The sequence below is a fragment of the Microbulbifer maximicatervae (SeqCode) genome (assembly GCF_052468295.1).
Map to the genome: position 1 here is coordinate 2,179,528 of NZ_CP174340.1, position 22,416 is coordinate 2,201,943.

At 43.1% G+C, this 22,416-nt stretch carries 22 protein-coding genes; 6 read left to right on the forward strand and 16 right to left on the reverse strand.

What is annotated here, in order from left to right; translation table 11 throughout:
• Positions 1 to 16: 16 nt before the first annotated feature.
• From ybiA to ACJJIQ_RS09945, 3 genes are all read right to left on the reverse strand, one after another.
• On the reverse strand, positions 17 to 568 hold the full coding sequence (gene ybiA, locus ACJJIQ_RS09935) for a riboflavin biosynthesis intermediates N-glycosidase (RefSeq protein WP_445364502.1): 552 nt from the start codon (positions 566 to 568) through the stop codon (positions 17 to 19).
• Positions 569 to 769: 201 nt separating this feature from the next.
• Positions 770 to 1,099, reverse strand: a complete 330-nt coding sequence (locus ACJJIQ_RS09940) for a TM2 domain-containing protein (RefSeq protein WP_445364503.1) — start codon at positions 1,097 to 1,099, stop codon at positions 770 to 772.
• 635 nt (positions 1,100 to 1,734) lie between these two features.
• A complete protein-coding gene (locus tag ACJJIQ_RS09945; RefSeq protein WP_444905477.1) occupies positions 1,735 to 2,634 on the reverse strand; it encodes an ADP-ribosylglycohydrolase family protein in 900 nt (299 codons plus the stop codon).
• A gap of 972 nt (positions 2,635 to 3,606) precedes the next feature.
• On the opposite strand from ACJJIQ_RS09945, the gene ACJJIQ_RS09950 reads away from it, so the two are divergent.
• Together ACJJIQ_RS09950 and ACJJIQ_RS09955 are read left to right on the forward strand one after the other, a co-directional pair.
• Positions 3,607 to 4,101 (forward strand): DoxX family protein, encoded by a 495-nt coding sequence (locus ACJJIQ_RS09950; protein WP_445364504.1) that lies wholly within the window; start codon positions 3,607 to 3,609, stop codon positions 4,099 to 4,101.
• A gap of 428 nt (positions 4,102 to 4,529) precedes the next feature.
• Positions 4,530 to 5,582: a DMT family transporter gene (locus tag ACJJIQ_RS09955; protein WP_444957485.1), complete on the forward strand. Its 1,053-nt coding sequence runs from the start codon at positions 4,530 to 4,532 to the stop codon at positions 5,580 to 5,582.
• A gap of 449 nt (positions 5,583 to 6,031) precedes the next feature.
• Here ACJJIQ_RS09955 and ACJJIQ_RS09960 read toward each other — a convergent pair whose 3' ends face one another.
• Positions 6,032 to 6,325 carry a hypothetical protein gene (locus ACJJIQ_RS09960; RefSeq protein ID WP_444916984.1) on the reverse strand — a complete coding sequence of 98 codons (294 nt, stop codon included), beginning with the start codon at positions 6,323 to 6,325 and terminating at the stop codon, positions 6,032 to 6,034.
• Between the two features lie 978 nt (positions 6,326 to 7,303).
• Between ACJJIQ_RS09960 and ACJJIQ_RS09965 the strand changes: the two genes are divergently transcribed.
• The 4 genes from ACJJIQ_RS09965 to ACJJIQ_RS09980 all read left to right on the forward strand — a co-directional run bounded on the left by ACJJIQ_RS09965 (position 7,304) and on the right by ACJJIQ_RS09980 (position 11,881).
• Positions 7,304 to 8,335 carry an XdhC family protein gene (locus ACJJIQ_RS09965; protein WP_445364505.1) on the forward strand — a complete coding sequence of 344 codons (1,032 nt, stop codon included), beginning with the start codon at positions 7,304 to 7,306 and terminating at the stop codon, positions 8,333 to 8,335.
• Positions 8,332 to 9,018 (forward strand): nucleotidyltransferase family protein, encoded by a 687-nt coding sequence (locus ACJJIQ_RS09970; protein ID WP_413665547.1) that lies wholly within the window; start codon positions 8,332 to 8,334, stop codon positions 9,016 to 9,018. The genes ACJJIQ_RS09965 and ACJJIQ_RS09970 overlap by 4 nt, the downstream gene beginning before the upstream one ends.
• Before the next feature lie 158 nt (positions 9,019 to 9,176).
• Positions 9,177 to 9,635, forward strand: a complete 459-nt coding sequence (locus ACJJIQ_RS09975; protein WP_444912884.1) for a (2Fe-2S)-binding protein — start codon at positions 9,177 to 9,179, stop codon at positions 9,633 to 9,635.
• Positions 9,636 to 9,637: 2 nt separating this feature from the next.
• The gene (locus ACJJIQ_RS09980; protein ID WP_445364506.1) at positions 9,638 to 11,881 is read left to right on the forward strand and encodes a xanthine dehydrogenase family protein molybdopterin-binding subunit; all 2,244 of its coding nucleotides are present in this window, start codon (positions 9,638 to 9,640) and stop codon (positions 11,879 to 11,881) included.
• 521 nt (positions 11,882 to 12,402) lie between these two features.
• Here the strand turns inward: ACJJIQ_RS09980 and ACJJIQ_RS09985 are convergent.
• From ACJJIQ_RS09985 to ltrA, 12 genes are all read right to left on the reverse strand, one after another.
• Positions 12,403 to 13,767: an IS4 family transposase gene (locus ACJJIQ_RS09985; protein WP_445364507.1), complete on the reverse strand. Its 1,365-nt coding sequence runs from the start codon at positions 13,765 to 13,767 to the stop codon at positions 12,403 to 12,405.
• Positions 13,768 to 13,954: 187 nt separating this feature from the next.
• Positions 13,955 to 14,209 (reverse strand): hypothetical protein, encoded by a 255-nt coding sequence (locus ACJJIQ_RS09990; RefSeq protein ID WP_445364508.1) that lies wholly within the window; start codon positions 14,207 to 14,209, stop codon positions 13,955 to 13,957.
• A 217-nt stretch (positions 14,210 to 14,426) separates the two neighbouring features.
• Positions 14,427 to 14,816 carry a DUF6678 family protein gene (locus ACJJIQ_RS09995; RefSeq protein ID WP_445362594.1) on the reverse strand — a complete coding sequence of 130 codons (390 nt, stop codon included), beginning with the start codon at positions 14,814 to 14,816 and terminating at the stop codon, positions 14,427 to 14,429.
• A 42-nt stretch (positions 14,817 to 14,858) separates the two neighbouring features.
• Complete coding sequence (locus tag ACJJIQ_RS10000; protein ID WP_445364509.1) at positions 14,859 to 15,704, reverse strand: IS3 family transposase; 846 nt, start codon at positions 15,702 to 15,704, stop codon at positions 14,859 to 14,861.
• An 8-nt stretch (positions 15,705 to 15,712) separates the two neighbouring features.
• Positions 15,713 to 16,021, reverse strand: a complete 309-nt coding sequence (locus ACJJIQ_RS10005; protein ID WP_444926030.1) for a transposase — start codon at positions 16,019 to 16,021, stop codon at positions 15,713 to 15,715.
• Between the two features lie 101 nt (positions 16,022 to 16,122).
• Positions 16,123 to 16,557 carry a hypothetical protein gene (locus ACJJIQ_RS10010; RefSeq protein ID WP_445364510.1) on the reverse strand — a complete coding sequence of 145 codons (435 nt, stop codon included), beginning with the start codon at positions 16,555 to 16,557 and terminating at the stop codon, positions 16,123 to 16,125.
• Positions 16,558 to 16,891: 334 nt separating this feature from the next.
• Positions 16,892 to 17,647, reverse strand: coding sequence for a group II intron maturase-specific domain-containing protein (locus tag ACJJIQ_RS10015; RefSeq protein ID WP_445364802.1), 756 nt, complete (start codon positions 17,645 to 17,647; stop codon positions 16,892 to 16,894).
• Positions 17,648 to 17,683: 36 nt separating this feature from the next.
• On the reverse strand, positions 17,684 to 18,709 hold the full coding sequence (locus ACJJIQ_RS10020) for an IS630 family transposase (RefSeq protein WP_445362554.1): 1,026 nt from the start codon (positions 18,707 to 18,709) through the stop codon (positions 17,684 to 17,686).
• A gap of 27 nt (positions 18,710 to 18,736) precedes the next feature.
• Positions 18,737 to 19,261 carry a reverse transcriptase domain-containing protein gene (locus ACJJIQ_RS10025; protein ID WP_445364511.1) on the reverse strand — a complete coding sequence of 175 codons (525 nt, stop codon included), beginning with the start codon at positions 19,259 to 19,261 and terminating at the stop codon, positions 18,737 to 18,739.
• Between the two features lie 613 nt (positions 19,262 to 19,874).
• Positions 19,875 to 20,327, reverse strand: coding sequence for an Imm26 family immunity protein (locus tag ACJJIQ_RS10030; RefSeq protein ID WP_445364512.1), 453 nt, complete (start codon positions 20,325 to 20,327; stop codon positions 19,875 to 19,877).
• Between the two features lie 87 nt (positions 20,328 to 20,414).
• On the reverse strand, positions 20,415 to 20,831 hold the full coding sequence (locus ACJJIQ_RS10035; RefSeq protein ID WP_445364513.1) for a hypothetical protein: 417 nt from the start codon (positions 20,829 to 20,831) through the stop codon (positions 20,415 to 20,417).
• A 32-nt stretch (positions 20,832 to 20,863) separates the two neighbouring features.
• Positions 20,864 to 22,156 carry a group II intron reverse transcriptase/maturase gene (gene ltrA / locus ACJJIQ_RS10040; RefSeq protein WP_445364514.1) on the reverse strand — a complete coding sequence of 431 codons (1,293 nt, stop codon included), beginning with the start codon at positions 22,154 to 22,156 and terminating at the stop codon, positions 20,864 to 20,866.
• Positions 22,157 to 22,416: the final 260 nt, after the last annotated feature.

Consider the following 22,416-nt stretch of genomic DNA (forward strand, 5'->3'; position numbering starts at 1 on the left):
ATACCCACAAGCATTTTTAGGAGCCTGCTAGCCTGGCTCTCACTTCCATAAGTGCGAACCCTAAAAGATTAAGGCCTTTCCAATCGTTAGGGTTTTCTGATGAAGAATTATCTTGGGCCAGACCAATCCCCCATATTCTATCTACTGGACTAGCCTCAACTAATACTCTGTCTTCTGTATTAAGCAAAAACTGCTTTAGCTCAGAATTTTGAGAGAACTTGGCCAGATTAGCATTTACTACAATCTCAAATCGTTTCTCATTCCATATTTCTTGCTGGAACCCAAGTACCCCGCGACCAATTGCCTTAGCCTCTCCAGGAGTGCCCGCAAGGAGAACTTTCTTGCACGCACTGTCATCACCAAATAACTTCGCCTTATGGTACATCATGTAATGCTCTGCAGTGATAAATCTATTTCCATCTTCTACGAACTTTGACTCATACCACTGACTAAAACAGCTCTTTGATACTTGGCTTCCTTTTTCCTGGTGCCCCCAGAAAAAGATATACTTCACCCTATTGCCTTGATTTACAAAATCAACAAGTTCATCTCTAGTTGTGATCTTCACATTTACTGCCATATGCTTAATGTAATACTGTTCTTAACTGTATTTTACCGAGCCACTCCCAGAGTGAGCCAAAGTGTTGAACCCTATAGGAATTTAAGGTCGTGAAAACATTTGAATTCCAAGATCTAAATCTATTTATGTAACCCTATTGAGCCTTAATGACGACTTCACTAAGAGAGACCGTCATTAAGTTATTAAAAGCTAACGAGATTCTAATTGTTGTAGCTGAACGCGCTCAACATAGTCTTGATATGCAGGAATTGAAACCGCAGCTAAGATTCCAATTACAGGTATTACTACAAAGAAGAGTATAAGCACTAAAACTAATGCAGAACCTCCATTTTTATGCCCATATTTATCTAACCACCTCTCGTCAGACGTGCATAAGAACACAATTCCTTCGATAAAGGAGATTAGTCCTGGAATTCCCGTCCAGCAGAATAGAAGATAGAACAATCCCCACCACTGCCCTAGATAGAATCGATGAATACCAAAGCCACCTAAGAATATAGCCAGCAACCCTGCAGCCACCTTTCCTTTCCCGCCTACCTGCTGAGCCGCACACAACTTGGGCAAGAGGGTGCCGTTCTTGAAATCTGGGACCCGCAGTCTCTACAAAATACTAGGTTTCGTTCAAGCTCAGATGTGGGCTGTTCATAGATATTTCCATCCACATTAATACTCCTTAATCTACTTCTAAAATATAACAGTTCACTCACAAGTAGCGACTATATATCACGGTTCCCTATAATTCTAAAGGCCACCAAACTGTCGACCTCCGCACCTCCAGTTTATTCAGTCCACAAGAACCAGCTCCCAAGGCATTCTTCAAAGAATGAATACTCATATCCAGAGTTTCAGTGATAAACAACTAGGTTTCTCTTCCTAAAAGCGAATGGCAATCAAGTCAAGATAGGCATTTATACCCTCAATTCTCACATCCCCCACGAAGGAAGGAGCTACACGGAATGAAAGCGGGTAGTCGATTATCCAAAGCATCAAGCCGAATAGAGGGCCAAACTCTAAGGAAGCGCCACTACCCTTTTAGGTAGCAACATATAAGTGTATTTACCGTACTCACCCCACCATCATTAGCATAACGTATAGTATATCGCAGACCCGTTGAAAGCCAAACAAGTGGCCAAAAAACGAGATTTATATCCTGGTTAGATGGTCCTACCTGCATGATATAGGTCAATCGCCAACTTTCTTATCTCAGCTGACATTACAATCCCCTCTCGCCAATTAACTGGAATGTTGGAGTACCCATAAAAAGCACCTGCCATCTGCCCGCAAATAGCCGCAGTTGTATCTGCATCATTACCGAGATTTGCAGCCAAAAGGATACACTCGCGAAAACTATTTCCATGATAAAAGCACCAAGCAGCCGCAATCAAACTCTCTATCACATATCCACTGCCATTTATCTCTTTATAGCCAAGTGCGGAGAAATCCTTGTTGGTTAGTGATCGAAGTTCCTCGCAATAATCAGTTGGATCTAACCCATCAAAAACTTCATCTTTACTTCCCGCCCTAAAGGCTCGATAAATCAACAATGAAAGCATCCGGCAAGAGCTTATGCAAAGATAAGACCCATGTGTTGTCCTTGAGCTTTCTCCAGCATATTTGATACAAAGCTCTTCGCTCTTACTGAAGAAAATAGGTATTGGTGCCAGCCTCATTAGCGATCCATTCCCAGATGACCGTATATCTATACTTCCAGAAAATGGGTCTCTAGTTTGAAGGTATTGCTCTAAGGACTTGGATACTGTAATTCCGATATCAAAACATCGTCCGTTACTACTCATATACCCGTATTGATACCAATTACAGTAGCGATTCATTTGGTCTTCTGGATCAAAGTCGAGTTTGCTTAAGAGGCTATGAGCAAGGCAAAGAGCCATAGATGTGTCATCTGTCCATTCTCCACGTTGTAGCCTAAAAGGGCCGCCTCCAACCATATCTTTAATTGGCTCGAACGTACCTCGTACCTCAAACTCCAGCGTAGTACCTACAGCATCTCCGCAAGCTAACCCTACGAGAGATCCAATAATTCTATCTTCCAAACTAAATACTACCTCAATCCTTGTTTGCCAACGCCGTGATAACTACAGCTTTTTTGTTATCGTAACTGTGAGACGACAGAGAAGCCATGTACATCTGACAAATGAAAAATCCAGCCAAGTTGAACTGCCTTCTTGTCAAGAACTCCAGAAAAACCGCTAGCTTTCCTCATGTACAGATTCCTTTCCACCCCAACTCACCTTTAACAACATGATGATACCCTACTTCAGAAAAGCTTGATAACAAATGAATACAAGACTCTATAGCCGGGCTTGCAGATTATAACTTTTTACAGGTTGATAGCCTCTGTTCCGAACAAGAAAATCTTCTAGGTATATCCTATCAAAAGACACACATACCTCATTACTGTGGACTTAAGCTCTTATGGTATAGATGCCACTACGAATAGAATGAAAAAGCACTTAATGAGTTGGTATAAATACAAATTTTGGGTAGTATTAACGTCATATGTCGCTATAAAATATCTAGAAAGTCATCTTACGCTCCTACCAAATACGGTTAGTTAGCTAACCAAATTGTCGAGGACTATCTATTTGGCGTAATTACTATGGTCACGTATCAATTCGCTTGCCTTGGCGTGTAAGTAAGCTAATATGTTTTAGTTATCTGGATATCGTAGCTTTTGTTTTAAATATCTCGCTAGCGCATGGTATTCCGGCATGAGCACAAACCCAAATGGTTCATTTGGGATGAGGAATGAATGAGTTACTGTCATGCAAAGCATCGCTTTCATTATCTTTGCTTGTTAATAAGAGGATGTCTACTATACCAGCTGTTATCGGTGAATCCTCAACCCCCTCCAGAATTTACAAAAGTACAGTAACAATGACTGATTCAGCTATTCATTTACATCCTGCTTATATACAACTCAGGAATATAAACAATATGTAACTATATGAAAAATAGAGACCATCCAATATCAGGCGCAAAAAACACCCTACTGGAGCGTAAAGATGTTCACAAAATCCTCTCCTCTAATTAATAAAATACTTGTCGGCAATCCCGGATGGGAGTGGTTGCCTATTTTAATTACGCGAGTATCACTGGGATTGTTTTTTTCGGTATCAGGATACAATAAGCTATTTATCCCTGAGAGGCATGCAGATCTTATTAACTTAATGAATGAAATAGGAGTTCCATTTCATGAGTTTATGGCATTTTTTTTAGCTTCTGTGGAGTTCTTCGGAGGGTTACTTTTAATGGTAGGCCTACTGTCAACACTTGTCGCCGTCGTCCTGTCTATTGTGATGATTGTTGCCATTATTACCGTTGAAATAGAAAGTGTCATCCCTAAAGATATTGGACCATTAGATTGGATGAGCTGGTTTCTCTATTTACCTCAAGTTTTATATATTATTTTATTCATATGGCTAATAATTACAGGTCCTGGAAAATTCAGTTTAGACAATCTAATCGCAAGTGAACTAGGCATTCACAGGATCAAGTAAAAATGGAATGGCTGCCTACGAAAAGATACATTGCGCTGAGGTATCATCACTATATTTATACCTAATAGTAACATGCCAATAGAGCAGAAAATGCGAAATCTAGCTCACCATATGGTGAACTTATAGAACTTCAATGTTAGTAAAGTAGGTAAAGATCTTACTTCCATATACTCTGGATGAACTGCACAGACACACCCTATCCAGTAAGTTGCTAAAACAAAGATAATACCTAACAACATCCCCATTCTAGATAAAAACCCCAATATCCTTATATACAATAAAATTCTCTTTTCCAGACAACTATTGGATTTGGTCTAAACTAATCCAGATCAGAATCACCTCTCCTCAACGGCCAGATAGTAAAGGCGTACTTTGCTTTGGGTGAGGTAAACTCATTACAGCCCACCATGGCGCTCAAGGGATACTAGATGGAAAATCAACACGCCGTAAAAAGTACCAGATTTTGGCTGTGGATTTCGATTCTTATTTTTGCTGCCTCCAACTCAGTCGTTGCAAAAATCGGGGAGTTAGGTGCCAGCCACCCCATTAATGGAAACAACCCAATCTCTTTTTGCAACCTTTTGTTCGCTGGAAATCTCTTGGCAGGTATCACTCTTTTAATAATCTATAGGAAAGATTGGCGTCTCAGCATCTTAAAGCAATATCCATTCAAAGACTGGTTTTACATGTTCGTGCTTATTTTGATGTCTGGAGTTCTTGCCCCGGCCTTCTTCTTTATTGCTCTGATGCTCACAGAAGTGACCAATGTCGTTTTAATTGCAACTCTAGATGCTCCCTTGGGGCTTTTGTTCGCTTATCTGATGTTCAGGGAAAGGCCTACTGGGTTCGCAATAGTGGGAGCCCTTGTGGTAACGGTTGGTGTTATTGCAATTTTTGTCCTACACCAATCCCCGATGGAAGATCCAATGAGTATGAAAATGCTGAACCTTGGAAATCCAGCCATGAACCAATTTCTTCAAGACCTTCCCAAAGCTGGAGAAATTTTAACCGCTGTAGCAACACTCTTAGGAGTCATTGCCGTTCAGGCGAGCCGGAAACTGCTTGATCGCGTCCCTATTGGCGTCTTTTCAACTTTCCGCATGCTTGCGGGAGCGATACTCTTTTCGGTCATTGTCCTCTCTGTATTTGGCCCCCATCACTTTGACGATCTTTTCTCTCCTTTCCTCTGGGTGTGGATGCTTGTATACGGAGCAATCATTATTGTCTTTGGGCAGATCACCTGGTTTAAAGGACTCCAAGGAGGGGCGAGCTCTGCTGATATCTCAATCGCGACAGCCATTACCCCCGTAGCCGGTACTTTCTTCGCCTTTCTTATCCTGCAAGAGGTTCCCAACTTCGCTCAAATCATTGGGGGTATCATTATTATGTCCGGAATAGGTATCTCATTACTCGGCCAATATCGCGAGCAAAAAGCCGTCGAAATGAAGTATGAAAAACCATGCTCTTTTAAAGGGGTATAGAGCTTAGTAGATGAAACAGACACTATAGTGGAGACATAGGTGACGATGTAGGCTTTGCAAGGCTAGGTAGTGGACTTTGCGAAAGCTCAAAGCTATCGCCTATGTTGAGAGAAATCTCTGTTCGTATGGAGCTATAGCTAATAAATATTGGTGAATAACTTCTCATACAAGGAGACTGACTTACCTGAGATTGGATTTCTAAATTAGCCAATCCTGACTATATGGCAAAAGCCCAAACTATAATTTAAGACTATAAATACTTACATGTACCAATTCAAACCTGACTTTCCAATTACCACTAATATGGAAAACACCCTGCCAATCAACATCCGAATTAATACAATCAAGGCTCACCCTCGGGGTCAGCCTTAACCAACCATTTATTTATAGGCGAGTAGCAATGTGTTTTTCTAGAAAACTAATTCTCAGGGAACCATAGCGATTTGATATTACTCTAGAACATCATTTTTTCCGAATCCATCTACACCAACAATTACCGAGGTAACGCCCTGAAAGATCTGGGGTAACATTTTTTCACCCTGCGGGTCATTGAAATCTGCATGGCTATGTCTGCCAATAAACCCAGGAGTAACATATAATCCTTCAGCATTAATGGTTAATTTAGTCTTACTCCTAAGACTATCAGCATTCCCTACAAAGAATATCTTGTCATCGACCACTCCAATGTCTTGCTGTATCCATGGATTACCTGAACCATCGATAACCTTTCCATCAATAATCAAAATGTCCAAATAATCTATTTTATAGTTCTGTACCAGAATTACCGCACTGTAGAAAATGAACGATAAAACAAGGCAAGACTTAACAAATTAACTCTGTATACATTTCACAATTACTCCCCATCAACTACATAATCCAAACCAAAAAACTTCACGATACGGTGAAATAGACAATCCAACACCTTTAATACTCTATACTTTAAAATACCACTATTTTCAGTAAGAATTGAAACACCAAATAATATTATACCTGCGATGAGAAAATTGAGAATCGACTTGGCATTCATAATCACCCTTATCAATTTATCTTTATATGGCACACCACAAAACACAACTAAATGGACTTAAAATTCACCGCATTCTAACCTTATCTGTTACAATCTTTGAATCAAACACTACTTATCGCTTAAACAAGACCGGCTATCGATATAATTCATATGAATCTCGAATTTTTCCTGGCATTGCAATACTAACGTTTAGTTAACCTTATAAATATTGACGTAACCAATGGTTTCCCAGCACTAGCAGCTTAATATGTAATTTTCCATTCTACATCCATAACCCTTTTGCCTTGTTTTACTCTTCTACCAAAGATCAATTATAGAAACCTCTACGCACTAAGCCTTTCCTTACCCAAAGTATCACTAGGAAGTAAGTTACTGATTCGACTCGGAACAAGCTAGTGAGCTGGCACCACTATTTCAGAAGCTGCCAAAATAGAAAATTATCGAATAGAGGGCATTTAGGACAAAACTCCACTGCCTCGCCTCAGATTCTACCCTTATAGAAGCAGCCCATTATTAAAAGAAAGCACACATCAATTTCCGACTATCGCGCTTAACAGTACAGCTGCCGCATTTTCTGGGAACGACCTTGCATTTTATTCACATTCTTGGAGTATCGCTAAATTGTGGTGTTTTACAGTTTACTGGGTTCTAAATAGGTTTGTAGGTCATTTTTCATGTATTCGAGCACAGAGTTATGTCACACCATATTGAAGCCCTATTAAGTGAATGGCAGGCATCGCCTGAGGATGATTGGGTACTTGCCGTAATCACCAAAGTTCAGGGCTCAGCTTATCGTAAGGCGGGAGCGATGATGTTGTTTCACCCACTAGGTAAGAGTATTGGTCTAGTCAGTGGTGGTTGCTTAGAGGCCGATTTAAAACGATACGCTCAACGCGCTATTCAGTATGATACTTCGATTAAAGTGATTTACGATGCCAGTGATGAGTCGGATACTAGCTATCAATTAGGCTGTGGTGGCATTGTAGAACTAATTTTATTTCCCCTCACGCATAGGAACCAATATCTTCAGTTGCATTGCCTTTTAGAATATTTGAACTCGGGAAACTCCGCTTTCTACGAACTGGAGTTACCTATTCAAAATACCAATTCAAGAGATCTTGTTGCGAGAGTTATTGCCCCAGGAGCAATGGGCTACCAGATTGATAGCACTACCAAAGCTACCCTATCACTACAAAATGGAAAAACAGATACTCTGCATCCGAGATTAATTATTCCCTGCCTACCCCGCTTTCATATTGCTGTTTTTGGTGGGGGGTTAGATGCTCAGCCAGTAGTCAAAATTGCTCAAGAACTAGGCTGGCACATTACGGTGATTGATGAACGCGCAAGTTTTGCACGTCATTACGATTTCCCTGGTGCAAATATTCTAAAGAAACCCTATTCAGAGCTGACTACATCGCTGCTGAGTCAGTTTGATGCGGCGATTGTGATGCACCACAACTTGGACTTGGATGCGAAGGCGTTACAAGCCGTAAGCCTAACGAAGCTACACTATGTTGCGCTGCTCGGCCCTCCACATAGACGTGATAAAGTTCTTGATAGAGCGGGGATAAAAGTAAGTGATTTCTATGGTGTCTTTTCCGCACCGGCAGGTTTAGCATTAGGTGGTGAGCTACCTGAGTCCATTGCTTTGAGCATCCTGGCTCAATGTCACGGAGTATTGCATCAAGCTAGATTGTTACCCCTAGACAAGGTCGCAACGTGAATAAATTTATCCGGGAGACAGCTAGACAACCTTCAAAACGGATACTGGTAGCATTGCTTGCTGCCGGAGAAAGTCGTAGATTTAATGGTATAAAATTACAAGCAACAGTAGATGTGATTGACTCAAATGGGAAGATTAAGAGTCAGCCTCTGCTGTTGCAAACGCTTGATAAACTAACCAGCCTAAACACAAAAACATCAACCGGGCTAAAAGTAGAGTTATTGGTAGTTCTGGGAGCACATCAAGAGAAGCTGGCTAATTTGTTGTCTTCCGATGTGAACCGACGATTTAACACTAACTGGCAAAGTGGTATTGCAAGCTCTATTAAAGAAGCAGTTATCGAAGCCGAGGCCCTTAAGGTAGATGGTTTGCTAATTGCCTTGGCTGATCACATAGGCGTAACTTTGGATGATTATCAAAAATTAATTACTGTGTGGCAGTCATATGGGCAAACTTGCTGCGCCCAATATCAAAATAGTTTTGGCGTACCTGCAGTATTTAACTCCTCAGATTTTACTGATCTCGCATCTCTCACAGGCGATACGGGCGCAAAGCACTTATTGAAAAAGAAATCTAATCTTGATGCTTTATCAATTGTTGAGATCGAGGGTGTCGCCGTAGATATAGATCGTAGAGCTGATATAGAAAAATGGCAACAAATGATTGTGGAAAATATCAGTTAGGGCTTATTTTCAGTTTTTAGTGAGAGTATCAATTTACATAAGTACTTCCGTAAAACTAGCTCTGCGATAGTCAGATTTCCAAGTCATAACCAGTTAACGAAAAGAAGCGATTTCGCCACCGATACGCAATTACTAGCGGGATTATCAAGGAGCGGGTAATGTCAGATAAGAAGTTAACCTTAACCATCAACGACGAAAGTTACGCACTAGATGTTGCACCAGAGATGCCACTTTTGTGGGCAATCAGAGATTTGCTTGGATTAACAGGCACTAAATATGGTTGCGGTGCTGGATTGTGTGGAGCTTGCACAATCCACTTGGACGGAACGCCGACGCGAGCATGTTTAACGACGGTTTCGCAAGCCAAAGGCAAGAAAGTAACTACCATCGAGGGGCTGCAATTTGCTGAATTGAAGCAAGCATGGAGCGACAATAACGTTCCACAATGTGGCTATTGTCAGTCTGGCCAGCTTATGACTGCTGCCGCGCTATTGACCCAAAACCCATCACCAAGTGATGAAGAGATTAACTCTGCCATGGCTGGAAATATTTGCCGTTGTGGTACCTACACACGAATTCGAGCTGCTATTCAAGACACCGCTAAAAAGAGAACTTAATAATGAGTAGCTTTACAGCTGTAAAAAATTTCAGCCGCCGGGATGTACTTAAACTATTTGGAGCAACTGGCGGGGGCTTAGCTTTAGGTGCAAGTGGGATAAGCTGGAGTCCGATGGCCATAGCACAAGGAAAGGAGCCGAGGTTAAACCTGTTTGTTGCTGTTGGCGAAGACAATAAAGTCTATCTTACCTGTCATCGTTCAGAGATGGGCCAAGGTATTAGAACCGGGATACCTCAGATACTCGCTGATGAGCTTGAGGCTGATTGGCAACATGTCGTTGTGATTCAAGGGTTAGCCGATAAGCGCTATGGAAGCCAGAATACCGATGGGTCACGCAGTATTCGTAAGCATTATGACAAAATGCGACAAATGGGGGCAATAGCTCGGACCATGCTGGAACAAGCTGCAGCAGACTCATGGCAAGTGCCTGTCGGAGAAGTGGAAGCCAGGAATCATAAAGTTGTGCATGTAAAGTCGGGCAGAAGCTTTAGTTATGGAGAGCTAGCAGTTGCTGCTGCGAAACTTCCCATACCAGAATTGAACCGCGTGAAACTGAAGGAAAACAAGGACTTTAAACATATCGGCAAATCTCACAAGATTGTCGACATGGATAATATGCTATCCGGAAGAGCTAGATATGGCTACGACATTCAAATAGATGGCATGCTGTATGCCAGTATAAGCAGGCCCCCGGTTCTCGGTAGTGATGTAGAAAGTTTAGATGATACCCTGGCTCGCAAGGTTCCCGGGGTTTTGGATGTGATTCAATTACCTGTGCCCGAAGGACCACCTAAGTTTCAAGTTTTAGGTGGTGTAGCAGTTATTGCTACTAACACCTGGAGTGCCTTGCAAGGGCGTAAAGCATTAGAAATAACTTGGACTGCCAGTAAGAATGATAGCCACAGCAGCACAAGTTTCATGGAGTCGTTAATTCAGGGGGTCAAGGAGCCTGGTAAATTAGTTCGCCAACAAGGAGTTGAAAACACCGATTGGCCGGAGGACTCTACCCAGCAAGCCATATACACAGTGCCCTATTTGGCCCACGCACCGATGGAAGCTCCTGCTGCTGTAGCTTCAGTTACACCAAATGGCTGTGAAATCTGGGCATCAACACAAACACCGCAAAGTACGCAGCAAAATGTAGCAGCAAACCTCGGGCTCAATGACGAACAAGTGAAAGTTAATGTCACGCTATTAGGGGGCGGCTTTGGAAGGAAGTCAAAGCCTGACTTTAGTGTGGAAGCGGCACTATTGTCTAAAAAGCTTGGACGACCGGTTAAAGTTAGCTGGAGCCGCGAGGACGATATCCAAAACGGCTACATGCACGCAATTAGTGCCCAATTTTATCAAGCAAAACTTGATAGCGATCAAATGCCAACGGCAATACTACAACGTACCGCCTTTCCATCTATTAGCACTACCTTTGCCGAGAACGTGGAGTACCCCTCAGCTGGAGAACTGGACCTTGGCTTTGTCGACATTCCATTTACTGTGCCAAGTCATCGTTGTGAAGCGGTTAAAGCATTGGCGCATACCCGTATCGGCTGGATGCGCTCAGTGAGTAATATTCAGCACGCCTTTGGTATTGGTAGTTTCGTGGATGAACTGGCACACAATGCCAAAGTATCATGCCCAAAGATGTGGAAAGAAATGTTGGGCCAACCTAGGCATATCGACTTTTCCGGTCAACAGTTCAAATACGGAAACTACGGAGAGGATCTATCACGTCACCCAGTCGATGTTGGTCGCTACCATCAGGTAATTGATATTGTTGAAAGAAATATGGCTGAATTTGCACCTAACCAGTCAAATCAAGGCTGGGGCTTTGCCGTTCATCGAAGCTTCAATAGCTATGTGGCTATAGCGATTCTGGTGGAGGTAGAAAACACAAACCTTAAGGTACTGCAAGCAATTGCAGCCATTGATGCTGGACTTGTTGTTAACCCTGATAGAGTTGTCTCACAAACCGAAGGCGCGGTGATTTTTGGCTTAAGCTTGGCGATGATGGGAGAGATAGCCTTTGAAGATGGAAAGGTTAAGCAGTCCAACCTCCATGATTACCCTGTACTTCGTATGGGGCAGTGCCCTGATATTTCGGTAACGGTAGTGAGCGCCAATTCTGCTCCAGCAGGCGTTGGTGAGCCTGGTGTGCCACCCGTAGCCCCTGCATTGACCAACGCGATATTTGCAGCAACAGGAACCAGAATTCGCAATCTGCCAGTAAATAAAAAACTTAGTGTTTAAGTTATGATCACAATTGCAAAGGTAGAGCTTTATGTCCCCCTACTCGTTCTTCGTGAAGGGGGATATATAAAAGAAAACAGCGTAGACAAAGACCCACAGAACTGACTGAACATAATGCAATTCCATTATTGACTCATCAAACTCGTCTCGATCTACAACTTAAAAATTAAATCGCTCAAAAGTTTCTTAATAAAAGCATGGATTGCTACGTAGCAACGGGATACAGGGTTAAAAATTTTCACTTTTCCGACTTCCTCACACAGAAGTCTCATAGTTTTTGGGCCATAGCCTTTACCTTGTTGAGCAACATCAAATAAGGACAGATCTACAAATAACTCGTTCGGCTTGCCATTATCATCATGGGGATAGTGTTGAATACTGCTCTTACTGGAAACTAAATTACTTTTTTGCTCTAACCGAATAAATTTTGGAGAAGCTTGTGGCTATATCAACTGATTCCGGAGAACATGCGGGATGTCCCCAGCTATTGTGCTTAACGCCCGGCCTGTGTTTTATACACATTATTTAAGTCCATTTAAAACCTCTGCTGCTTCAACATAATGGAGCAACTTTGCATATCCTTGCCAAACAGTTTTAACCCCTGGCTCGCCATCGCCTTTACGCCCTAGAAATCCTCCTAGACCTGCCAGCATACGCGTTATATCTCTTATGCTCGGAGGTATATTCGGCGGGGAATTTTTATCTCGCATCATCCATACCATGCGCCATTCTTTTTCAGAGTAAGCACTCGTACATGGTTCATCAGGAAGACTTTTTGCTTGTGTAGTTATCGAATGTAGTCGCCATCCAATAATCATATAGATCGCAATACAGTTCAACATTCGCTGCTCTGTTCTAAAACGATTACTTTCTATCTGGCATCCGCCTTTTACCACCCGAAAATAGGTTTCAATTTCCCACCGGCTTCGATACCACTCAATGACGACTCTCGCCTGCTTATAGTCTTCAACTGGAAGATCAGTTAACAGCATCCACTCAATGCCTTTTTCACCCTCTGGTGGGTTTATTTCTTTAGCCAATACAGCATAGAGAGAAAGTGGTCGTTTAGATTTTCCTTTTCCAAGTAGCCGTATCTCGGTAGTGGATACGCTGACTTTGGCTTTTCTTCCAGGTTCCCCATTCCGTTTGGGAATATCTACCGTGTATAGACCAATAGATTTCTGCTCGTTCATATGATCCCAAAGTAAAACCGTTTCTTCTCCATCGAGCTCTAAAGTGCGATTGGCCTTAGCTCGAACGATATAGCTCGCCCGCCGCTGTTCACTTTGCTCTTCAGCCAGCTGAAACCACTCATGAATATCACCCTCTCTATCAGCAATACTCACATTTGTGCTTTCAGGGCAGTGCTCTTGTATCTGACAAGCCGTTTCGTAATGGTCTAGCCAGCGTCGACTCTCCTTATCCTTTATCGACTTGGTATAGCGGGAATTAGAACTTGATTCCTTATCTCTCTGCCACATACTACCTTCAACAACACCCAAATTAACTCTGGATGGTGTTATCGCGATGGAGGTGTGCAAGAGTTGTTGGTTGGTCTCTTTACGCCTAAGTGTTCCCATCTCTTTACTTTCTAGGTCAGTGGCAAAATTTAGAAAGGTAGTATCTTGTGGGATAAGAACAACAGGCTGCGCTTTGATTCTCTCAAGAGTTGCCGATTTATGACCGCTCATAATAGAGTCAAAGTTGACTTTATCATTTTCTATAAAGCGATAAGCTGCAAACGTTTCTGCCCAAGTTTTGTTTGCACAAGGAATGCTATTGTTTGGGTCTGAACTTAAATTACTGAGAATATTAGACAAGCGCTTATTCAAGCGTGTATCACCCATAACCTGATTTCTTACTTCGTCCATGACCCAGTCCTGCATAATAATCCAGCCAAATCTGTAGTTCTTACCAGGCTAAACTGTAACTTATTGATTTACATAATAAAACTTAAAAAACTTGTGTATAAAACTTAGCGCCTTGCTAAGGGGCGTATTTGTAGTTGTTTTAATGTGTGGTATTTAACCACACATTGAAGCGACGGAAAATATGTCCCGCTTGAGCTACTTGTTAGAACTTACTGATACGAAATTTGATATTTTCACTTTCTTTTGCACTGTAAGCATATATTGTTTTGGCTGAAAGCTTAGTGATATAGATCGTTTCAGACCACTCTTCCGAATGAATGACTGTAAGCACGCCACTTTCAACTCTCCATTGAAATTTTTCTATTAAGCAAATATCAATAACTCCACACCATTCTCGTTTGCCGCTCCTGTCCTTAAAGAAGGTCCATCTTTGAAACTCTTTTCCGTCTTTTACCACCCAAGCTCCAGGTAGTAAATTGGATATTTCTTTGTCGCTATTTGGGAGTGGCGATGTGCTTGTGCAGGATGCCACTATCGTGATTATGAGTATTCGTAGGAGTTGCATTGAGTTCTAACGCCGCCGTCACGCGGCAATTGTGAAGTTGATTTTTTGTGGCAGCGTAGCGATCGCCACAAAAAAGCGACGGAAAAATTGCTCGCTGTGCACGGCTTTGTTATACGAATTCAGGGCAAGCCCCCGGTGTTAAGTACCCCCATACCCGGAAGTATGACTCCTGATTGGAATATCTAATTCCGCGACTCTTTAGGACACTTAGAATCTCAGCTGACCTATTTGTCTCTTTATCTGATACGAGACGACCCCGATATTCACTCACAATGGGGTTGAAATCTAGCCACTCTATTGCCGAAGTATCTTCGAACAATTGATCCCACCAAACTGGGCTAAAACCAAAAATCTCATCTGACGTAATTAGCTTATATCTGATACAGATATTCAGAGAATGAAGTTCTTCAAAATCCCCGCATAACTCACGCCACTTTGTTTTGTTCATCGCAGAGACCAACTGACGCTCATTGATGATCTTAAGGAGATTCTCGTTCATACTTCAGTCGTTGGTCTTGCCCACAAAAAGTAGACACTCTAACTATGCGTATTTTCGCTCATACTCTGCTGGACTTACAAAGCCCAATGCAGAGTGCCTACGAACCCTATTGTAGAAAATCTCAATGTATTCAAACACCGCAGATTTTGCTTGCTCTTCGCTTTCGAATGCTCTGGCATAGACCATCTCGACTTTTAGCCTGCTAAAGAATGATTCCATTGCCGCATTATCCCAACAGTTAGCCTGGCGACTCATACTCGGCTTGCACTTACTTTCAGACAAGAGATCCTGATATTTCTGCGATCGATATTGCACACCCCTGTCAGAGTGAACTATTAGTCCAGGCTTTATTTGTCGTCGCTCTAGGGCCATTTTCAACGCTCGATGTGTCAACTCATCGGTCATCTGGGAGTCAAATGCCCAACCTACAATACGTCGAGAGTACAGATCCATAACTACCGCGAGGTACAACCACCGCTCCAGAACCCAGATATACGTAATGTCACTGGTCCAGCGGCAATTTGGTCGATCCACATCGAAGCAACGCTTAAGTAGGTTGGCGGCGACATTGATATTCCTCTCTACTGGCTGACTATATCGAAAGCCTTTGCCGTTTCTCGCTTTAATATGCTCCTGTTGCATAAGCTTAGCGACGTAGTTCCGCGAGCATGACTCGCCTAATTCTTGAAGCTCGCAAGCGATTCTAGGCGCCCCATAACGACCTTTAAACTCAGAAAACGTCTCTCGGATTTTCTCGATTGTTCGTATCTTTCTAATCGTGCGAGCAGATGGCAATCGCCCCCGCCATCGATAATAGCCCGATCTTGAGACATCTAAGCACCGGCACATCAAGCTAACCGGGAATGACCCTACATGCTCTTGTATCAATGCGTACTTTACTCTTGGTGGTTCGCAAAGTACGCAGCTGCCTTTTTTAGAAACTCAACCTCCTGACGAGCTTCATGCAGCTCCTTCTTGAGCTTGCGAACTTCAGCGCTTTCCTGTTTGGAATAGTCGACACCGTCTAAACTATTGAACTGCTTATCAGACAGTCGATTAAATTGACGACGCCAGTTGTAGATCTGCTGTGCGCTGACGCCTAGTTCTCTTGCCACAGAAGCCGTTGTTACTCCAGGCTTTTCTGCTCTCTTAACTGCTTCTCTACGGAACTCCTCCGTATACGCCTGAGTTCTTTTCTTACCCATGATACACCTCCGTGTTAGGCATAAACCTAACTATACAGGGTGTCTACTAAACGTGGGTAAGTCTTACACCTAACGCCCCTTTGTAGCGCATTGTTATGCGGTTACTGCGATACATGTATGAAAACGTACCTACTATCTGAACGGACAGACGAAACTGAAGTAATTCCATATTTTTGAACTACCGCGATTCTCTCCCATTTCTCTGCACCACCAATTTTCTTAGGTTGCAGCTTCCACTTAGAATTTACAATCTCTAAAAGATTTTTATAATCCACCGCGTCTAGTTCCAGCAGAAAACTTTCATTATATCCTTGCCAAATATCCAAGAATTTGGGAGATCGCTCATGCTGGACAAGCGCATATTGTTTTAGCGGGGCATACCCTAGCGCTTGATCCAGTATCTGGCTCAATTCAGGCTTACTTGAGCAGCCTGATAATAACAGCACTAAAAGAAAAATTACGATGAATCTCATATTACGCATAACGTTGCCAGCAAGGGCAGCCGAAGCAAAGCGTAGGCTGTCCAGCCCAGCCACCGGCTGGGCGATCTTGCCTGGCCTGGTTATAGCTGGCGCGCTCTAAACGACCTACTTGCTCTCTGCCAGCCAACTTTGGCTGGCCACTGCCAGATAAATTTACAGGGAAAAATACCATACTTTCCCCACCAGTTAGCTAGCAGATTGGTACTCCACAATGGTGCAGCTGGCTTGCAGAACTTGTTGGCTTTAAACGAAGGCACTTGAACGAAACTGCGGTACCAGTTTGAAGGAGAACTCTCTGGCGAAGCGTGTTCAGGTAGAGATTGTTACTTGCAGCAACTACAAACCATCTAAAAAATGACCGCCACAATAATCGGGATAGGGAGGCACCTCACGATGCCTCTCCTCCCACACCACCAGGCATACGGGTCACGTACCATGGCGGTTCAATTCTATTCCCCTTCCTATCTGCCAATTCCGGCAGCCCCAAGTTCCTAAAGTATCTATTTGGCAATGCTCTGTAAAGGGCTGGGCTTTTGCTTAGCCTCCATGGACCATGCGCTGATTTGGCCGTGTTCCACGCTAAAAAGCGATCAACGCCCAGCCTTCTTAATCGGCGGTAACCACTTCGACCCCATTGTTTCCATAAATAACATCGCAACTTCCGCCTTATCCACTTGTCCAGATCTTTCAGAGGGCTCAGTACTTCACTGATGTCAAAGTACGCTTTCCAACCAAGCAGGGACTTCTTTAACTCTTCCATGATCTGAGTAAACTTGCGGCCTCGTGTTCGGCGGGTGATCATTCTGATCTTGGCTTTCAATTTATTCATCGATGATTCTGATACCTTTATCCGGGCATCTTTCTTCAGCAATCTAAATCCTAGAAAGCTCCGCTTCCAGAAATGATCCTCTGCACTCTTCTCAGTATTTACTGTGAGCTTCAGCTTACATTTGATGAAGTGCGTAAGGCTTACTTTTATCCGCTCTGCAGACCGATGACTTCCCACCAGTATTTGAAAATCATCGGCATATCGTACAAAACTGAGTTGCCGCTTGTGCAGCTCCCAGTCCAGTTCATTAAGCACAATATTCGCTAGAAGCGGAGATAACGGCCCACCTTGCGGGACGCCTTTTGTTGTAGCTATTACCTTGCCATCGACTACCGTTGGCGCTTTTACTACCTAGGCAGCAGCAAAGAATACAGTCGACTCTTGAAAAAATGATTTCACAAGTTTTCTATTTTTCTTGATGCTCTGCAAATCTGCATTTGCACGACTCAGTAGTGTCTCACCTTTTTTCAGCGGCCTCTTTGAAGTCCCTATATTTCTCATATGATTCCAGACCAACTCATCTGGATTTAGGTTTGGTGCATATGGCGGTAAGAACACCATTTCAAGCTTTCCATCCTGTGAATCGACATACTCCAATACCTTTTTCGATTTGTGTACTGGGTGCCCATCAACAATGAGAATCACTGGTCTTTTCTGACTTCTCTGGAAATTTTTGAAGCATTCTACGCACTTTTCTGCCGTGAACTTTCCACTATAAATATGATACCAGAAGCCACCTCTATTCGATAAAGCTGAGATCGCATTGATTGACTGTCTTTGACCACTCGTTTTTACCACTGGAGTTTTTCCTTTTTCTCCCCATGTCCTTTGGAGTGGATCGTCTGATCTGATACTAGCCTCGTCCAGCCAAAATATTTCTGCACCAGTTTTTTTCGCATAAGATTTAATCTTTGGATAGACTTCCTTTACCCATTTATTCACCGCCTTCTCATCTCTCTCGTAAGCTCTTCGTAGAGGCTTTTGTGGCGTCAGGCCCAGTCGATGTAGAAGTGTGCCGACACTAGAAACGCTAAGTTCAATTTTGAATCTCTCAAAAATCAAATCCGATACGATCTGACGTGTCCACAATCCGAAATCAAAGCCATATTGCCTTGGATCGCCACCAATAATCCATCGTTTGACTTCCTCTTCTTCAATAGCTGACAGTTTTCTACCGCGTCCAGGTCTAATTTTTGGAGATAGCGCTTCAATACCTTTCTCCCGAGCAGTCCTTAACCATGGGAAAATAGTTCTGCTCCCCAGCCCTAAGCTACGACTAACCTCCGCCGCAGATTCTCCATCAAATACTCGCTGAACAGCAATTTTACGTATGAGGTGCTGCTCCTCAGTACTAAGTTTTCTGGCATCGTATTTCATGCAGTTTATATTACCAGGGTGTACTGATTATTTCTGCCTCGCTAGTAGGTATCGGTTTATCAACCCCAGCACATCAGCCGGTATTCCGCTTTGCTTCAGTGTTAGCATGAGCCTGTCATGATTCACTTCATCAAAGAAGGATTTCAAGTCCATATCGATCGTCCAGCGCTTTCCTTGCCGGACAAAGTTTTGGACCTGTCTAATCGCCTGGTGTGCCGATCGATTTGGTCTAAAACCACAACTAAGAGCATGAAACTTCGGCTCCCATTGCTCATTGAGTATCTGTGCGATAGCTTGTTGGATCAACCTATCTTGCACAGTGGGTATACCCAATGGACGCAGGCCTCCATTGCCTTTTGGTATAAAGACGCGTTTCACCGGTTGAGGACGATAGCTACTACTTAACACCTTGTGTCGGGTAGCAATCCAAGTCTGCTTAAGATGTTCCGGCAATTGTTTTACCGTCATACCATCGAGACCTGGCGCACCCTGGTTACGAGAAACTTGTTGTAATGCTCGAAACAGATTATTCCTATCTAGAATTCGCTGCATTAAAAGAGATGGGAAATTGGACAATGTATGATTAAGTTTCCAGTTTGATGTTCACCCAGAAAAAAAATGTTTTTTTTCTGGCAACTAAGTTACTTGTCAGATGCAGTCATCAAGCTCTGCATTAATAATACTGTCCAGAATTGTTCAGGCCTTCAGTAGCACGAAATCTACCTACTATGCCTTCTGCTGACTTCTATGGATCGGTCAAAACCAATCTCTCAGTTTTCAGTTACTCCATTAACAACCCATAGACCTCCCAGGGTAAGACATTTAACTTTCTTCACGTAGATGCTGGATTTATAAAACGTAAGCCAATTGTGGATGGAGAGCTTTATGGTCACGTGCCCACTGGCTCCGCCTACGTCACACCTCATATCCAGTTCTTGTTCATCACCCCGTGAATTTGCGTTGGGCTTCCTCCAGCCAATACCTCGCGATATTAACCTTGCCCTTTCGCTAACCTTCGGCTCCACGAATACCTGGTAAGAGGACTTTCACCTCTCTAGTTAAATGCCATGCCTGGCACACACGCCTAGGGTATGCGGCGGACCGCGCAAAGCGTGGGCCGTCCGGTGGAAGCCCCAACGGGGCTGGAACGAACATCACCCTCTTGTTATGAGTTTTTGATGAAATGATGCTCAGCTTTTAGACGTATGACATTTAGGCCATAAGTAACACGCCGAGTATAATTATCATACTCTTCGGTAGGGATTTCACCTAAGTTGTCAAAGCCTTGAATAAGATAACCTGCCTCGAATTGCGGCATTGGCTCTAAATTATCTTCGCTCAATGGTTTGAAACCAATTACTTGTCCGCCAACATGACCAATTGAATTTATATGCATTACGCCCTGTTCGATTATTGCACAGTTATGGATATCTTCTTTTGTCGGGTAATTTTCTCCAGCCCAGTCATGTAAGCCGACAAGAATGGATTTAGTTTTACGACCACTTTTCTTTTCTATTGCTAGTAAACGACCGCAAGCAAAGCTGCCATTACTTAAAGGGATGTAAAAAAACTCGCCTTCTTTAATTTCTGAGGCTTTCTTCGGTATATGTGGATACATGCTATGACTCATAATGCCACAAAGCACGGGCCGGAGCGAATGTCCAGCACACGAAGTATGCGAGCGTGCCTTTGTTTGTTATGAATTTTATTCAGCACGACAGAAGTACTCTCTAAACTCCCACTTTGTTACAGGCAGTGAGTAGCAGTTTTTTTCATATTTCAGAATCCGTGTCTCATCAGATTTAGTGAGCTCATCATGATATGTGACACGAATCGAATCGGTGCTCAATACCTCGACCTTATGGGGTAAAAATGTCAACTCCTTAGGTTTTTCCTCTATAAAGTACGTTGCAAACGAATCTACCCGAACTACATTCACGAGCCGCCCAAAGAATTCGGAGCGCAAAAACATTTGGGTTTTCTCGGGCATACCCTCCACACCATCCATGCTAGCTAGAGTCATTTCTTCATTCGACTGCCAAGTACCCACATAGAAGAGATTATCGTCTGCTATGGCAAACTGTGCAAAAAAAAGTAATGTCAAAGCTAATTGTAGATTCATACTCTTACTCATAATCGGGATAGGGAGGCACCTCACGATGCCTCTCCTCCCACACCACCAGGCATACGGATCACGTACCATGGCGGTTCAATTCTATTCCCCTTCCTATCTGCCAATTCCGGCAGCCCCAAGCTCCTAAAGTATCTATTTGGCAATGCTCTGTAAAGGGCAGGACTTTTGCTTAGCCTCCATGGTCCATGTGCTGATTTGGCCGTGTTCCACGCTAAAAAGCGATCAACACCCAGCCTTCTTAATCTGCGGTAACCACTACGTCCCCATTGCTTCCATAAATAACATCGCAACTTCCGCCTTATCCACTTGTCCAGATCTTTCAGAGGGCTCAGTACTTCACTGATGTCAAAGTACGCTTTCCAACCAAGCAGGGTCTTCTTTAACTCTTCTATGATCTGAGTAAACTTGCGGCCTCGTGTTCGGCGGGTGATCATTCTGATCTTGGCTTTCAATTTATTCATCGATGATTCTGGTACCTTTATCCGGGCATCTTTCTTCAGCAATCTAAATCCTAGAAAGCTCCGCTTCCAGAAATGATCCTCTGCACTCTTCTCAGTATTTACTGTGAGCTTCAGCTTACATTTGATGAAGTGCGTAAGGTTTGCTTTTATCCGTTCTGCAGACCGACGACTTCCCACCAGTATTTGAAAATCATCGGCATATCGTACAAAACTGAGTTGCCGCTTGTGCAGCTCCCAGTCCAGTTCATTAAGCACAATATTCGCTAGAAGCGGAGATAACGGCCCACCTTGCGGGACGCCTTTTGTTGTAGCTATTACCTTGCCATCGACTACCGTTGGCGCTTTTAGGTATCGGTTTATCAACCCCAGAACATCAGCCGGTATTCCACTTTGCTTCAGTGTTAGCATGAGCTTGTCATGATTCACTTCATCAAAGAAGGATTTCAAGTCCATATCGATCGTCCAGCGCTTTCCTTGCCGGACAAAGTTTTGAACCTGTCTAATCGCCTGGTGTGCCGATCGATTTGGTCTAAAACCAAAACTAAGAGCATGAAACTTCGGCTCCCATTGCTCATTGAGTATCTGTGCGATAGCTTGTTGGATCAACCTATCTTGCACAGTGGGTATACCCAATGGACGCAGGCCTCCATTGCCTTTTGGTATAAAGACGCGTTTCACCGGTTGAGGACGATAGCTACTACTTAACACCTTGTGTCGGGTAGCAATCCAAGTCTGCTTAAGATGTTCCGGCAATTGTTTTACCGTCATACCATCGAGACCTGGCGCACCCTGGTTACGAGAAACTTGTTGTAATGCTCGAAACAGATTATTCCTATCTAGAATTCGCTGCATTAAAAGAGATGGGAAATTGGACAATGTATGATTAAGTTTCCAGTTTGATGTTCACCCAGAAAAAAAATGTTTTTTTTCTGGCAACTAAGTTACTTGTCAGATGCAGTCATCAAGCTCTGCATTAATAATACTGTCCAGAATTGTTCAGGCCTTCAGTAGCACGAAATCTACCTACTATGCCTTCTGCTGACTTCTATGGATCGGTCAAAACCAATCTCTCAGTTTTCAGTTACTCCATTAACAACCCATAGACCTCCCAG